The sequence below is a fragment of the Bradyrhizobium sp. UFLA03-84 genome, from assembly GCF_002289535.1.
Classification (GTDB): Bacteria; Pseudomonadota; Alphaproteobacteria; order Rhizobiales; family Xanthobacteraceae; genus Bradyrhizobium; species Bradyrhizobium viridifuturi.
Genome location: NZ_NSJY01000018.1, coordinates 152703 through 168427, shown reverse-complemented (window position 1 = coordinate 168427; position 15725 = coordinate 152703). Strand labels below are relative to the sequence as shown.

Below are 15725 nucleotides of genomic sequence, written 5' to 3'. Positions count from 1 at the left end.
CATTTTCACCAGCTCCTGCGGCCAGCGGCCGGGACGAACCAACGCGCGCATAATCGAGAGAGGCAACCATGGCACTCAATCTGACACCCCCTGACATCAGCGAGCTGAAACCGCGGATCACCGTCTTTGGCGTCGGCGGCGCGGGTGGTAATGCCGTCAACAACATGATCACCGCCGGGTTGCAGGGCGTCGACTTCGTCGTCGCCAACACCGACGCACAGGCGCTGACGATGTCGAAGGCGCAGCGCATCATCCAGATGGGCACCCAGGTCACCCAGGGCCTCGGCGCCGGTTCGCAGCCCGATGTCGGTGCTGCGGCCGCGCAGGAAGTCATGGACGAGCTTCGCGACCATCTCACCGGTGCCAACATGGTGTTCGTCACCGCAGGCATGGGCGGCGGCACCGGCACGGGCGCTGCGCCCGTGATCGCCAAGGCCGCGCGTGAAATGGGAATCCTCACCGTCGGCGTGGTGACGAAGCCGTTCCACTTCGAAGGTCAGCGCCGTATGCGCACCGCCGAGCACGGCATCTCCGAGCTCCACAAGGTGGTCGACACGCTGCTGATCATCCCGAACCAGAACCTGTTCCGGGTCGCCAACGAGAAGACCACCTTCGCCGACGCGTTCGCGATGGCCGACCAGGTGCTGTACTCGGGCGTCGCCTGCATCACCGACCTGATGGTCAAGGAAGGCCTGATCAACCTCGACTTCGCCGACGTCCGCGCCGTGATGCGCGAGATGGGCAAGGCGATGATGGGCACCGGCGAGGCGACCGGCGAGAAGCGCGCGCTGACCGCCGCCGAAGCTGCGATCGCCAACCCGCTGATCGACGACTCGTCGATGAAGGGCGCCCGCGGCCTGCTGATCTCGATCACGGGCGGCAAGGACCTGACCCTGTTTGAGGTCGACGAAGCCGCAACCCGCATCCGCGAAGAGGTCGACGCCGACGCCAACATCATCGTCGGCGCCACCTTCGACGAATCGCTCGACGGCATCATCCGCGTCTCGGTGGTCGCGACCGGCATCGAGCAGGCCGCGATCGCTTCGCGTGCCCAGGCGCCCGCGCAGCAGCAGGGCGGTTCGCCGGAGAGCCGGCTGGCCGACCTGACCGCCCGCCTGCGTGCCGACAATCAGCGCATGGCCGAGCGTGCCCAGAAGCTGGAGCCGTCGACCGGCGTGACGGTTGCGCCGGTTGCGCCGCAGGCCGCGGCGCCGCAGCAGCGTCCGGCGGTCGAGCGCGCCGCACTTGCGGCGATTGCCGCCGCGGTTGCCCCGGACAGCATGCCGGCCGCTCAGGCGCCGATGCAGCCGGCTTCCTACGGTGACGTCACCGTGCGGCCGATCGCCCAGAAGCCGACATTGTTCCCGGACCACGAAGCGGCCCGGGCCGAGCAGCACGAGCCGATGCCGCCCGAGACCTTCATCCCGCAGGCCGCGGAGCGGTCGCCGGTCCGTGCCCCGCGGATGCCGAAGTTCGAGGATCTGCCGATGCCGGCGCAGGCCGAGATTCGCCAGGCCAGCGGCGACGGTGAGGCGGAACATCCGCAGAAGACCCGGCTGTCGCTGCTGCAGCGGCTCGCCAATGTCGGCCTCGGCCGCCGCGACGAAGAGACCGAGCCGCCGATCGCGGCCCGTGCCTCCGGTCCGGCGATGCCGACGATGCCTCCGCTGCCCGAGCGCAAGCCGGCCCGTAGCGTCGCCCAGCAGATCTCGGCGAATGAGCCGCCGGTATCGGAATATGCGAAGCGCCCGGCGCCGCAGGGCTTGGACGCCCATGGCCGTCAGGCGCCTGTTGCCCCGGCGCCACAGGGCGACGACCATCTTGATATCCCGGCCTTCCTGCGCCGGCAGGCAAACTGAAGTTTGTTACAACCTTGGCGATGAAGAAGGCCTCGGCGGGGAACCGCCGGGGCCTTCTGCCTTAGACGGGCATGGAATTCTGCTCGGTGAACAAGCAACTGATTTTAAATGATTAATTATTCTTTCGGTGGTCAGATGGCCACTCGCCGTTGGCCGTTTTCGCTGCCGCAATTTGGTTAACCTTGGGCGTGAATGCGGCAGAGATGGGGTAACAATCGGTAAAGAAGCGTGAGTTGGCGCGGATTAGGAAATCACTATGGTCTGCCGTGACTTGGGGAGCTCAAGCGAGTCGGCCTTGGGGAAGTTTGGCCACTTGAATTGAGCGAAGTCGGGTAGTGGGCATTATCGAATGAAGTTCAGCCGTCAAACAACGCTTCGGTCGCAAGCCACCGTGACTGGCGTAGGCGTTCATTCCGGTCTTCCTGTTAGTCTCACGCTGGGACCTGCACCTGTTGATGCGGGTTTTATTTTTGTCCGCACCGGTCTCGATGGTGCTGACCGCGAAGTCACCGCCACCGCTGATGCCGTGATCGCGACCGAATTCGCGACGGTGCTCGGTGACCGCGAAGGGCCGCTGGTTTCGACCGCGGAACATGTTCTCGCCGCGCTGCGCGGGATGGGCGTCGACAACGCCACGATCGAAATTGACGGATCGGAAGTGCCGATCATGGACGGCAGCGCTGCGGCGTTCGTCGCAGCCATCGACCAGGCCGGCATTGTGACCCAGCCCGCCGTCCGCCGTTTCATCCAGGTGCTGAAGCCGGTGCAGGTCAAGATCGGCGATGCGATGGGCGAGCTTCGTCCGTTCGCCGGCGGGTTCCGCGCCGAGGTCGAGATCGACTTCGCCAACCAGGTGATCGGCCACCAGACCTTCTCCTTCGACCTTTCGCCGGAAGGCTTCCGCCGCGACGTCGCGCGCGCACGGACCTTCGGCTGCATGAATGACGTGGCGCGGCTGTGGGGCGCTGGCTTCGCGCTCGGCGCCAGCTTCGACAACACCGTGGTGTTCGACGAAGCCCGCCTGCTCAACGTCGAAGGCCTGCGCTACGCCAACGAGTGCGCCCGCCACAAGGTGCTCGACGTGATCGGTGATCTCGCGCTGGCCGGCCTGCCGCTGCTCGGCAGCTACCGCTCGGTGCGCGGCGGCCACAAGCTCAACAACGCGGTGCTGAAGGCGCTGCTCGCCGACCGCAGCGCCTGGCGCGTGGTCGAATCGGAGGCGGCCCGGCGGCCGGTCCGCGGTCATGTCGAAGCCGGTGCGGGCACCGTGGGTGGCCTCGTCGCCCCGGCCTACGGTCCGGACGTGTCCTGATCGCCGCAGGCGGTCAGCCCCAATTTCCGTAATAACCACAGCAGGCTGTGCGCTTCGCCGGGTCGCCTTATTCCCGGCGGATTGGCTCCGTATTCGGTTGGTCCACGGTCATTTTTCGGTTAAACAGGCCCGCGGTTGCCTTGATCCGGCGCCAACGGCACGAGAGATATTGCATCCATGATCGCGGTTCATGGGTGGAGTGGGGTCTCCGTTAACCGCATCAAAGGCGTCAGGTTTTACAATTCATGTCGGCAATGCGTATGGCGCTCGAACCACGCTCCTCTTCTGACGTCTCCGGCCTGACCAAGGCCGCGCGCACGCTGCGTTTTGCGGCGGGCCTGATCGTGCTCGCACTGCCGCTCTCAGGCTGCGGCACCGGCGCGCTGTGGGACAAGTTCATGTCCAAGGACGATACGTTCGTCGATGAGCCCGCGGACAAGCTCTACAATGAGGGCTTGTACATGATGAACGAGAAGAAGGACCTGAAGGCCGCCTCGAAGAAGTTCGAGGAAGTCGACCGTCAGCACCCCTATTCGGACTGGGCGCGCAAGTCGCTGCTGATGTCGGCCTATTCGTATTATCAAGCCGGCGACTACGACAGCTGCATCGGCTCCGCCACCCGCTACGTCACGCTGCATCCCGGCAGCCCGGACGCTGCCTACGCCCAATACCTGATCGCGGCATCGCATTTCGACCAGATCCCGGACATCTCGCGCGACCAGGGTCGGACCGAGAAGGCGATCGCGGCGCTCGAAGAGGTGGTGCGGAAATATCCGACTTCGGAATACGCCACCCAGGCCAAGAACAAGATCCAGGCGGCGCGCGACCAACTCGCCGGCAAGGAAATGGCGGTCGGCCGCTACTACATCGAGAAGCGCGACTTCACCGCCGCGATCAATCGCTTCAAGACCGTGGTCACGCAGTACCAGACCACCCGCCACGTCGAAGAGGCGCTCTACCGGCTCACCGAGGCCTATATGGCGATCGGCATCGTCGGCGAGGCGCAGACCGCAGCCGCGGTGCTCGGCCACAATTTTCCGGACAGCCGCTGGTACAAGGACGCGTATAATCTAGTAAAGTCCGGCGGTCTCGAGCCGAGCGAGAATCAGGGATCCTGGATCAGCAGGACCTTCAAGAAGATAGGTCTCGGCTAGGAATTGTCCTCGCATGCTGGCCCGTCTGTCGATCCGTGACATCGTCCTGATCGAACGGCTTGATATCGAATTTTCCCGTGGCCTGGCGGTGCTGACCGGCGAAACCGGCGCCGGCAAATCGATCCTGCTCGATGCCTTTGCGCTGGCGCTCGGCGGCCGCGGCGATGCCGGCCTCGTGCGCCATGGCGCCGAGCAGGGGCAGGTCACCGCGATGTTCGATGTCCCGAAGGGGCATCCGGCGGCGAGGATCCTCGCCGAGAACGGCCTCGACGACACCGGAGAGATGATCCTGCGCCGGGTGCAACTCGCCGACGGGCGAACCCGCGCCTTCATCAACGATCAGGCGATCAGCGTGCAGACCCTGAAGGCGGTCGGCGCGGTCCTGGTCGAGATCCACGGCCAGCACGACGAGCGCGCGCTGGTCGATGCCTCCACCCATCGCCAGCTGCTCGACGCCTTCGCCGGCCACGAGAAGGACGTCGTGGCGCTGGAAGCGCTGTGGGAAATCAGGCGGACCGCTGGCACCGCGCTCGACGAGCACCGCGCCGGCATGGAGCGCGCCGCGCGCGAGGCCGATTATCTGCGTCACGCCTCCCAGGAATTGAAGGCCTTGGCGCCGAAGGAGGGCGAGGAGACCGAGCTCGCCAACCGCCGCACCACCATGATGCAGGGCGAGAAGGTCGCGACCGATCTGCGCGAGGCGCAGGAGGCGATCGGTGGTCCGCATTCGCCGGTGTCGGCGCTGTCGGCCGCGGTGCGCCGGCTGGAGCGGCGTGCCGCCAATGCGCCCGGACTGATCGAGCCGGCCGTGAAAGCAATCGACACCGCGATCAATGCGCTGGAGGAAGCCGATCAGCATCTGCATGCAGCACTGGCGGCGACCGATTTCGATCCGGCCGAGCTCGAGCGGATCGAGGAGCGGCTGTTCGCGCTGCGCGCCGCTTCGCGCAAATACTCGACGCCGGTGGATTTGCTGGCCGCGCTGGCGGCGCAATACGCCGGCGACGTTGCGCTGATCGATGCCGGCGCCGACCAGCTGAAGAAGCTGGAGGCGGCCGCCGCCGAAGCCGACAAGCGCTATGCTGCTGCGGCCGCAAAACTGTCGGCGGCGCGCAGCAAGGCCGCCGAGAAGCTCAACAAGGCGGTCAATGCCGAGCTCGCGCCGCTCAAGCTTGAGCGCGCGAAATTCATGACCCAGGTCGAGGCCAATGCCGCCGCGCCTGGGCCCGAGGGTATCGACCGCGTCGAGTTCTGGGTCCAGACCAATCCGGGCACCAAGCCGGGGCCGATGATGAAGGTCGCCTCCGGCGGCGAGTTGTCGCGCTTCCTGCTGGCGCTGAAGGTCGTGCTGGCCGATCGCGGCTCGGCCCCGACCCTGGTGTTCGACGAAATCGACACCGGCGTCGGCGGCGCGGTCGCGGACGCGATCGGCTCGCGGCTGGCGCGCCTTGCGGGCAAGGTGCAGGTGATGGCGGTGACCCATGCGCCGCAGGTCGCGGCCCGCGCCAGCCAGCATCTGTTGATCTCCAAGGACGCGCTCGACAAGGGCAAGCGGGTCGCGACCCGCGTCAACGCGCTCGCCGCCGACCATCGCCGCGAGGAGATCGCGCGCATGCTGGCCGGCGCCGAGATCACCGCCGAGGCAAGGGCCGCCGCGGAACGGCTGCTCCGGGCGGCGAGTTAGTTCGCCGATGGCCACCAAAGCGAAGAAAGCGCCGGTCAACGTCGACAAGCTCACCAAGGCCCAGGCCAAGGTCGAGTTGATGCGGCTTGCGCTCGAGCTCGAAGGCCACGACAAGCGCTATTACCAGGACGACGCGCCCAGCGTCACCGATGCCGAGTACGACGCGCTGCGGCAGCGTTACAACGCGATCGAGAAGCGCTTTCCTGAATTCGTCACCGCGGAATCGCCGTCGCAGAAGGTCGGCGCCGCGCCATCGGGGCGCTTCAAAAAGGTCCGCCATTCCGTTCCGATGCTGTCGCTCGACAACGCGTTTGCGGAAGCCGACGTGGTCGACTTCGTTGGACGCATTACGCGTTTCCTGAAGCTGCCGGACGACAAGATCGATTTCTCCGCCGAGCCGAAGATCGACGGCCTCTCGATGTCGCTGCGCTACGAGGGCGGCGAGCTCATCACCGCGGCCACCCGCGGCGACGGCGCCGAGGGCGAGGACGTTACCGCCAACATTCGTACGCTCGAGGACGTGCCGCAGAAGCTCAAGGGCCGCAATGTGCCCGAGATCTGCGAGGTGCGTGGCGAAGTCTACATGACCAAGAAGGCGTTCCTGGCGCTCAACGAGCGGCAGAAAGCCGCCGGCGACACTATCTTCGCCAATCCGCGCAATTCGGCGGCCGGCTCGTTGCGACAGAAGGATCCAACCATCACCGCCTCGCGTCCGCTCGGGTTCTTCGCCTATGCCTGGGGCGAGATGAGCGCGATGCCGGAGGATACTCAGACCGGCATGATCCAGTGGTTCGAGCGGTGTGGCTTCAAGACGAATCCGCTGACCAAACTGTGCCACTCGGTCGAGCAACTGATCGCATTCCATCGCAAGATCGAGGAGCAGCGCGCCGAGCTCGACTACGACATCGACGGCGTCGTCTACAAGGTCGATCGCATCGACTGGCAGGAGCGGCTCGGCTTCGTGTCACGCACGCCGCGCTGGGCGATCGCGCACAAATTCCCGGCCGAGCGCGCCATGACCGTCTTGCGCGATATCGAGATTCAGGTCGGGCGCACCGGCTCGTTCACGCCGGTCGGCAAGCTCGAGCCGGTCGGGGTCGGCGGCGTGATCGTGCAGAACGTAACGCTGCACAACGAGGATTACATCAAGGGCATCGGCAACAAGGGCGAGGTGCTGCGCGAGGGGCGCGACATCCGGATCGGCGATACCGTGGTGATCCAGCGGGCCGGCGACGTGATCCCGCAGGTCGTTGACGTCGTGATCGACAAGCGGCCGAAGAGCGCCAAGGAATTCCACTTCCCGAAGAAGTGCCCGTGCCCGCTGCACACCGACGTTGTGCGCGAGGAGACCGCGACCGGCGAGGAGGGCTCGCGGCTGCGCTGCAGCGGCGAGTTCGCCTGTCCGTTCCAGAAGGTCGAGCACCTCATTCTGTTCGTGTCGCGCCGCGCCTTCGACATCGACGGCCTGGGCGTGAAGCAGCTGCAATATTTCTTCGACGAAGGCTGGGTCAAGGAGCCCGCCGACATCTTCACGCTGCCGAAGCGCAACGCCAAGCTGAAGCTCGAGGACATCGAAGGCTATGGCGAGACCTCGGTGCGCAATCTGTTCGCCGCGATCGACAGCCGCCGCCGAATCGGGCTGGAGCGCTTCATCTATGCGCTCGGCATGCGTCATGTCGGCGAGACCACCGCGCTGGCGCTGGCGCGCGGCTACGGCTCGTGGGACGCATTCCACGAGGCCTGCCTGAAGGTCGCCAAGGGCGACGAGGAAGCGATCGCCGAGATGGACGCGCTCGACCAGATCGGCGACACCGTGATCAAGAGCATCGCGGATTATTTCGGTGAGAGCCACAATCGCGGCATCGTCGAACGGCTGACCGGGGAACTCGACGAGATCATCGACGCCGAGAAGCCGAAGAGCAATTCGGCGGTGGCGGGCAAGACCGTGGTGTTCACCGGCTCGCTGGAAAAGATGACGCGCGATGAGGCCAAGGCGACGGCCGAGCGGCTTGGCGCGAAGGCGGCCGGTTCGGTGTCGAAGAAGACCGACTATGTCGTCGCGGGACCGGGCGCCGGCTCGAAGCTTGCCGAAGCCCAGAAGCACGGCGTCACCGTGCTGACCGAAGACGAGTGGCTGAAGCTGATCGGAGAGTAAGGCGCGGCGCCGCGCCTCACATCATGCCCTGCTCATCCTCCTCTGCCTGCGCGATCAGCTGTTCGCTCACCACCACATTCCGCCTCGGCACGATGAAGATCATGGTGCAGGCGCAGGCGATCGAGATTGCGAAGATTGCCGAGGTCAGCGGCAGCGTGGTGGTGGAGTGGCCGCCGAGATAGGCGCCGAATTGCGAGATCAGTGAGCCGATACCCTGTTGCAGGAAGCCCATCGCGCCTGAAGCAGTGCCGGCGGCCTCGGGGCGAATGCTGATGGCGCCGGCGGCGGAGTTCGCCATGACAAAGGCATTGGCGACCATCACGATCATCTGGGTGCCGAACAGCCAGAGCGGGGCCTGGTTCAGCCCGGCGAAACTCCAGATCAGGTTGAGCAGGCTGCCGCCGAGCTGCAGCGCGAGGCCGAACCAGATCAGCTTTTCGAGGGAATGCCGCGGCGCGAAGCGCACGCACAGCAGATTGCCGATGAAGTAGCCGAACCCCGTCATCGCGAACCACGCGCCATACTCGGCGCTGCTGCGGCCCATCTGGGTCACCACGATATAGGGGCCGCCGCCGGCGAAGGCGAAGATGATCTGGGAGGCCAGCACCTGGCACAAGAGATAGCCGACGAAGGCGCGGCTTCGCATCAACTTGCCGAGGTCGCCGCGGAAGCTGGAGCTGTCGGTGCGGTCGCGGCGGGTTTCGGGCAGCGCCAGCGCGATGAAGATCGTGGTGATCAGCGACGCCGCGGTGATGAAATAGAGGATCGCGCGCCAGCCGAACGTGGTCTCCAGCAGGCCGCCGGTCAGCGGGCTCACCATCTGCGCGATCATCAGCGCGGCCACGACCAGGCTGATCATGGCGCCGACCCGCTCGCGCGGATAGAGGTCGCGGATGATGGCGCGGCTGATCACCATGCCGCTGGCGCCGCCGAGCGCCTGGAAGAAGCGCGCGGCGATCAGCTGCGGCAGGGTCTCGGCGAAGTCAGAGCCGATGCCTGCAACGACCATCAGGCCGAGGCCCGCGAGCAGCACCGGGCGGCGGCCGAACTTGTCGGACAGCGGTCCCATGATGAGCTGCGACAGCGCGATGCCGACCATGTAGAGCGACACGGTCATCTGCGCGATCGAGATGTCGCGGCCGAAATCGGTCGCCAGCACCGGCAGCGCCGGGACCAGCATGTAGAGCGAGATCGGCGCAACGCCCGTCATCACGACGAGCATCAGCAGCATGATCCTCGATGTCGCGATGTTGTTGTCTTTGGTGTTGTCTTGGGCCGCGCCGGGCGGCTTGCCCATCACGCCGTGCATTCAGGTCCGATCCAGCATTGTGCAAAGACTGTAGCGCGCTCCCTCGCGTGGAATACGGGAGTTTCGGCATACGCCCATGCGGTTCGGGAAGAGGCGGCGGTTATGTTTCGCCTCGCGCAATAACCTCACCGTCGTCCCGGCGAAAGCCGGGACCCATAACCACAGGCGCGCATCGTTGAAGCGCGCTGTGGCCCAGCGTCATGCAACAGCAGACCGTGGTGGCCATGGGTCCCGGCCTTCGCCGGGACGACGTCGAGTGTGTGGATACAGCGTGCCGCTACTTCAGCGCCGCCGTGGCCTCGTCGAGCCACAGCTTGGTGGCATTGTCGTCGAGGTGCGGGCGCACCGTGCGCGCGACGCGGGCATGGTAGTCGTTGAGCCAGGTCAGTTCGGCCTCGCTCAGCATGCTCACGTCGATCAGGCGGCGATCGATCGGCGCCAGGGTCAGCGTCTCGAACGCGTTGACCGGCTTCTCGGCGCCGGCAATGTCGGTGCCGATCACGAGCTCGAGGTTCTCGATCCGGATGCCGTAGGCGTCGGTCTTGTAGTAGCCGGGCTCGTTGGACAGGATCATGCCGCGCTTCAGTGGTGTAGTGCCGAGCTTGGAAATGCGCGCCGGCCCTTCATGGACGCTGAGATAGCTGCCGACGCCGTGGCCGGTGCCGTGCTCGAAATCGATCCCGGCCTGCCAGAGATATTGCCGCGCGAAGCTGTCGAGCTGCGCGCCGGTGGTGCCGTCGGGGAAGATCGCGCGGGCGATCGCGATATGGCCGCGCAGTACGCGGGTGAAGCGGTCGCGCATCTCGTCGGTCGGCTTGCCGATCGCGATGGTGCGGGTGACGTCGGTGGTGCCGTCTTCATATTGCGCGCCGGAATCGATCAACAGGAGGTCGCCGGGCGCGATCCGGCGGTTGCTCTTGCGTGTCACGCGGTAATGCACGATGGCGCCGTTCGGCCCGGTGCCGGCGATGGTCGGGAACGAAACGTCCTTCAGCGCGCCGGTCTGGCGGCGGAACGTCTCCAGCGCTTCGACGGTGTCGATCTCGGTGAGGTGGCCGGAGGGCGCCTCGCGGTCGATCCAGGCGAGGAAGCGCGTCAGCGCCACCGCGTCGCGCTGATGCGCGGTGCGGGTGCCCTCGATCTCGGTGAGGTTCTTGACCGCCTTGAGCAGGCTGACCGGATCGTTGCCGCGCACCGGCTTGCCGCCGGCGCCGGCGATCAGGCGGCTGAGGGCGTCCGCCGCGGTCGCGCTGTCCAGCGCAATCGAGGCGCCGCGCTTGGCGAGTTCGGTGAGCTTGCCGGTCAGCGCGGCCGGTTCCTCGACATCGGCGGATTGCTCGAGATGGTCGCGCGCAGAGTTGGACAGCTTGCGGTGATCGATGAACACCAGCGGCCGGCCTTCCTTCGGCACCAGCGCGTAGGACAGCGGCAGCGGCGTATGCGAGACGTCGGCGCCGCGGATGTTGAAGGTCCAGGCCACCGCGTGGCTGTCGGAGAGCACCAGCGCATCGACGCCGAGCTTGTTGATCTCGAGCCGGACGCGCTTCAGCTTCTCGGCCTCGATCTCGCCGGAGAATTGCGTGCCATGGATGGCGACCGGACCGAGCGGCGGTGTCGGCCGCTCGTGCCAGATCGTATCGATCGGGTTGCCGTCGACGGCGACCAGTTCGGCGCCGGCCTTGGTGCAGGCCGCGGCCAGCCGTTCGGCTGCCGCAAAAGTGTGCAGCCATGGGTCAAATCCTAGGCGGTCGCCGGCTGCCAGGTGCCGGGTCAGCCAGTGCTCCGGCGGCGGCTCGACCAGCGGCTCGACCTGCCAGGCCTTGGCGTCGACCTGCTTGCCGGCCTGCAACGTGTAGCGCCCGTCGACGAACAGGGCGGCTTCCTTGGCGAGCACGATCGCCAGCCCGGCCGATCCGGTGAAGCCGGTCAGCCAGGCAAGCCGCTCCTCGGACGCCGCAACATATTCATTCTGCTGCTGGTCGGCGCGCGGGACCACAAACCCGGTCAGCTTGCGCCGCGCCAGTTCCTCGCGCAGCGCACTCAGCCGTGCAGTCAGCGCCACGCCGCCTTCGGGTTCTTCGAACGTCTGGAAATGGGCTTCGAGCATCGCTGTCGCACTCTCTGTCGGATGCAGCATGAGCTTCGCGCAAGCGCAGTCAAGCTGACCATATTTTTGGCATAACTTATGCTTGAATCATGGCATAGTAGAACTGACCGGACGATGTCCACTGCACGTCGATGGTCAAGCGTACGGGGGGTGTCCAGGAGTGTCTCAACTCAACGGTGAGGAGATGCACGATGCCTGCATTCACGTTTGAGAAGATCTCGCCGCCGGTCCGCCGTGGCCCGATCGCGCCGATCGAGCAGAAGCAACGTGGCGTCATCGTCCAGATGCTCGACCGCTTTGTCGAGGCACGTGCGCGGCGCGCAGCCGGTCAGGACAAGGTCGAGACCGACGGCCGCGATTCCACAGCGCCGAAATAACCAACCCGCAGATCGCGTTTACTGTTCGAGATCGGACGCCTTGACCACGGTCGCGTTGACGACCCTCGTGCCGTCGAGTTCGCGCACGATCCGCTCGTCGGGCCCGACAATACCGAGATCGAATTCGCGCTCCGGCGTCAGCAGCGTCATGCGCTGGCCGACGATGACGACGACGGTCATGTCGAGGGTCTCGCCGGATATCGCCCATTTCCCGAGGCCGCTGCGAAACGGCTCCTTGCGCCAGGCGTCGGGGAAGCCCGGATCGCAGCGGACCTCGAGGCCGTCTTCGGATGTCGTGAGCACAAGCTTCGATCGCGAGGGCTTCCAGTGCTCCTCCAGCAGCTCATTGACCAGCCAGACGCAGCTGAACGCGCTGCATTCCGCCGGCCGGCCCGGATAGATCCGGCAGCCGCGCCGGGGCGCGCAGTGCGGACACCATGCGTTGGCGGGCTTTGCCAGTTCCTCGATCGCCATCACCTTGCAGCAGAGCGAGCAGTCGCCGCACTGTCTGCCGGTCGCGGTCACTTCACGGAGCGCAGCAGCAGGCTGCTCCAGCCCTCGATCTTCAGATGCCGCAGCGGCACCAGCCCGCGGGCGCGATAGGCGGCGATCACCGCTGGCGCCTGGTGGGTCAGCAGGCCCGAAAGAATGACCTGCGCGGATGATGCCAGGTGCCGTGCCATCGGGCCCGCCAGCTGGCGCAGCGGATTGGCGAGGATGTTGGCGAGCACCAGATCGAACGGCCCGTCCGCGGCAAAGCGCGGCGCGGCAAAGCCTGTGGCACGGATCACGTCCACCAGATGTCCTGCGCCGTTCAGCCAGGCGTCCTCCTCGGCGACCCGCACCGAGGGGAGGTCGATGTCGCTCGCCAGCACCTTGCCATGCAGTGCCTTGGCGGCGGCAATCCCGAGCACGCCGGTCCCGGTGCCGAGATCGAGCACCCGGCGGGGCTGATACGCCTTCAGGACGTGGTCGAGGAGCAAGAGGCAGCCGCGCGTGGTGCCGTGATGGCCGGTGCCGAAGGCGAGCGCCGCCTCGATCTCGATGCCGAGCTTGTTGGGCGGTATCTTGTGCCGGTCATGCTGGCCGTGGACGACAAAGCGGCCGGCCGCCACCGGGACCAGGTCCTCCAGGCTGGCCTTGACCCAGTCCTTGGCCTCGATGGTGTCAAATACCAAAGTCGATGCGACATCCTGCCGCACCACCTGTCCGACCAGCTCGCGCAGCAAGGCCTGGTCGGGTGGCTCGGCAAAATGGACGGTGACGTCCCAGCGGCCGTCCGGCCGCTCAAAGGCCGCAAAAGCCGCCTGATCCTCGAAGAACAGCTCGGAAAGCGCGTCGACCACGCGCTTTGCGGTCGTTTCGTCTGTGAGGGTGACGCTGGCGCGGTGCGTGGACGGGGTCATCGGAGGCCGTTAGCGCGGTTTTTGTTAAAATTCCAACCCAGATTCAATCGAATATCGCGAGAATTGAGAGGTTCCCGATTCAGACAACCTTAGATGTCGCCGTACTATTACGGTGGCGGAACTCGGGAACTCCCCTCGTTCCAAGGCATCACAACCAAGGGCAGGGCTGCAATGAAGGCTATTTTTGTTAGGTTCTTGCGCAATGAATCCGGCGCAACCGCCATCGAATACGGACTGATCGCGACCGGCATCGCCATCGCCATCATCGCTGCGGTGAACGGCGTCGGCACCAACCTGAGCGGGACGTTCAGCACGATCGCCGGCTCCCTCAAGTAATTTCGCCGACTGTGTTCTCAGGCAAGCACCGGGCAACGACGCCCGGTGTTTTTCTTTTTGACCGGATGTCCACAGAGTTCCGCGCCCTTGTCCACCAGCGATCAAGCGCGTTGTCCCCCCGGTTGTCGGCCTCGGTTCCACAGGCGATCCACCGGGATGTTCACCGGCTTTTCCCGTGATGGGACACCAGGTCTGACCACGTTCGACCCACAGTTTCTCAACAGATCTTTCCACAGCTTGCCGCGCCCTGGCCGTGGCGTCTGATGCGCGCTCCGCGTCAGGTGAACAACGCGCGATGGTCGGCGAGGATGGCCCGCGCGGCGTTGTGGCCGGGCGCGCCGGTGACGCCGCCGCCGGGATGGGCCCCGGAACCGCAATGGTAGAGACCGCGGAGCGGTCCGCGGTAGTCGGCATGGCCGAGCATGGGGCGCGCCGAGAACAACTGGTTCAGCGTCAGCGCGCCGTGGAAGATGTCGCCGCCGAGAAGGCCGAACTGCCGTTCGAGATCGAGCGGCGACAGGATCTGGCGGCCGATCACGGAGCCGGCAAAGCCGGGCGCGTACCGGTCGACGGTTGCGATCATCAGGTCGGCGACCTCGTCACGATGCTCATCCCACGATTTGCCGCCGGGCAGTTGCGGCGCGACGTGCTGGCAGAACAGGCTCGCGACATGCTGTCCTGGTGGGCTCAGGCTGTCGTCGAGTGTCGAGGGGATCAGCAGCTCGACGACCGGCGCGCGGCTCCAGCCGAACTCGCGCGCATCGTGCCAGGCGCGATCCATGTAGCCGAGGCTGGGCGCGATGATGATGCCCGCGGTGAGGTGATCGCCGGGGCCGGGGAGCGCGGTGAACGAGGGCAGGGCGCTCAGTGCCACGTTCATCCTGAAGGTGCCGGACCCGTTCTGCCATCGCGAGATGCGCGTGCGGAATTCGCCCGCCAATGCACCCTCCGGCACCAGGCGCGTGTAGAGCAGCTTCGGATTGACGTTGGAGACGACGTATTTGCCGCGGACCGTCTCGCCGTTGTCGAGGATGACACCCGTGGCGCGATCCTTCTCGACGATCACCTCGCGGACGGGCGCATCGGTTTCGATCTCGACGCCATGGCTGCGCGCGGCACGCGCCATCGCCTGGGTGATCGCGCCCATGCCGCCGATCGCGTGGCCCCAGACCCCCTTCTTGCCGTTCACCTCGCCGAACGCATGATGCAGCATCACATAGGCCGAGCCGGCCGCGTAGGGGCTCGCATAATTGCCGACGATGGCATCGAAGCCGAACAGCGCCTTGACGAGGTCGTTCTCGAAGCGCTCGTCGAGCATCTCGCCGGCCGAGCGCGTGAACAGATCGAGCAGATTGCGCTGTTGCTCGAGCGACAGCCGCCGCAGGATGTTGGCGGTGCCGAGCGCGTTGAACGCCTCGCTCATTGCGCCGATGCCAAAGCCATCGACGAGGTTCGGCGGCGCGCGCAGCACGAATTGCCGCAGCACGTCGGCGATCGCTTCGAGTTCCCCCGAGAACGCGCCGATGGTGGCCGCGTCCTGCGGGCTGAGCTTTTCGACCGACTGCCGGGTGCGGCCTTCGCCGGTCAACAGGTAGCTGCCGTCGGGCGCGGGAAGGAAGTTCTGCGCGCGGCGCTCGACGATCCTGAGGCCGTGATCGGCAAGCTTCAGGTCCGCGATGATCTGCGGGTTGAGCAGGCTCACCGTGTAGGCGGCGACCGAATTGCGGAAGCCCGGACAAAACTCCTCGGTGACGGCGGCACCGCCGACCACCTTGCGGCGCTCGACGACCCTGACCCTGAGCCCGGCCATCGCGAGATAGGCCGCGCAAGTGAGGCCGTTGTGCCCCGCACCGATGATGACGGCATCAACTTCATGATTGGACATGGCGCCTCTATAGGCCGAATGCTCGCATCTCACCACTGCCGGCCGCCGCGGGTCACAAAACCGTACCGATCCGGATACGATAGTCCGGCTGCGATTGTGCCGGCCATGGGCCGCCAGCAGGACGAGCACAGCGTCTCGTTC

The 15725-nt window shown here is 66.0% G+C and carries 12 protein-coding genes; 7 read left to right on the top strand and 5 right to left on the bottom strand.

The annotated features are described in order from the left end of the window. Positions 1–68: 68 nt before the first annotated feature. From ftsZ to ligA, 5 genes are all read left to right on the top strand, one after another. Positions 69–1859: a cell division protein FtsZ gene (gene ftsZ, locus CK489_RS37485; protein ID WP_095735854.1), complete on the top strand. Its 1791-nt coding sequence runs from the start codon at positions 69–71 to the stop codon at positions 1857–1859. 349 nt (positions 1860–2208) lie between these two features. After that, complete coding sequence (gene lpxC, locus CK489_RS37480; RefSeq protein WP_095735853.1) at positions 2209–3171, top strand: UDP-3-O-acyl-N-acetylglucosamine deacetylase; 963 nt, start codon at positions 2209–2211, stop codon at positions 3169–3171. A gap of 245 nt (positions 3172–3416) precedes the next feature. Beyond that, positions 3417–4325 carry an outer membrane protein assembly factor BamD gene (locus CK489_RS37475; protein ID WP_050628362.1) on the top strand — a complete coding sequence of 303 codons (909 nt, stop codon included), beginning with the start codon at positions 3417–3419 and terminating at the stop codon, positions 4323–4325. Between the two features lie 13 nt (positions 4326–4338). Beyond that, positions 4339–6009: a DNA repair protein RecN gene (gene recN, locus CK489_RS37470; RefSeq protein ID WP_095735852.1), complete on the top strand. Its 1671-nt coding sequence runs from the start codon at positions 4339–4341 to the stop codon at positions 6007–6009. Between the two features lie 7 nt (positions 6010–6016). Then, positions 6017–8164 carry an NAD-dependent DNA ligase LigA gene (gene ligA, locus CK489_RS37465; RefSeq protein WP_095735851.1) on the top strand — a complete coding sequence of 716 codons (2148 nt, stop codon included), beginning with the start codon at positions 6017–6019 and terminating at the stop codon, positions 8162–8164. Between the two features lie 16 nt (positions 8165–8180). Here ligA and CK489_RS37460 read toward each other — a convergent pair whose 3' ends face one another. Continuing rightward, entirely contained in the window at positions 8181–9473 is a 1293-nt protein-coding gene (locus tag CK489_RS37460) for a multidrug effflux MFS transporter (RefSeq protein WP_050628365.1), read from the bottom strand. A 277-nt stretch (positions 9474–9750) separates the two neighbouring features. Next, positions 9751–11580: an aminopeptidase P family protein gene (locus CK489_RS37455; RefSeq protein ID WP_095735850.1), complete on the bottom strand. Its 1830-nt coding sequence runs from the start codon at positions 11578–11580 to the stop codon at positions 9751–9753. 191 nt (positions 11581–11771) lie between these two features. Here CK489_RS37455 and CK489_RS37450 point away from each other — a divergent pair, with 191 nt between their 5' ends. Next, entirely contained in the window at positions 11772–11957 is a 186-nt protein-coding gene (locus CK489_RS37450) for a hypothetical protein (RefSeq protein ID WP_050628366.1), read from the top strand. A gap of 18 nt (positions 11958–11975) precedes the next feature. Here CK489_RS37450 and CK489_RS37445 read toward each other — a convergent pair whose 3' ends face one another. Next, entirely contained in the window at positions 11976–12482 is a 507-nt protein-coding gene (locus CK489_RS37445; protein WP_095735849.1) for a hypothetical protein, read from the bottom strand. Then, positions 12479–13363, bottom strand: coding sequence for a 50S ribosomal protein L11 methyltransferase (locus tag CK489_RS37440; RefSeq protein ID WP_095735848.1), 885 nt, complete (start codon positions 13361–13363; stop codon positions 12479–12481). The genes CK489_RS37445 and CK489_RS37440 overlap by 4 nt, the downstream gene beginning before the upstream one ends. 171 nt (positions 13364–13534) lie before the next feature. Here CK489_RS37440 and CK489_RS37435 point away from each other — a divergent pair, with 171 nt between their 5' ends. Then, positions 13535–13699, top strand: coding sequence for a Flp family type IVb pilin (locus CK489_RS37435; RefSeq protein WP_050628369.1), 165 nt, complete (start codon positions 13535–13537; stop codon positions 13697–13699). Between the two features lie 277 nt (positions 13700–13976). Here the strand turns inward: CK489_RS37435 and CK489_RS37430 are convergent, their stop codons facing one another. Then, positions 13977–15584, bottom strand: a complete 1608-nt coding sequence (locus CK489_RS37430) for a phytoene desaturase family protein (RefSeq protein ID WP_095735847.1) — start codon at positions 15582–15584, stop codon at positions 13977–13979. Positions 15585–15725: the final 141 nt, after the last annotated feature.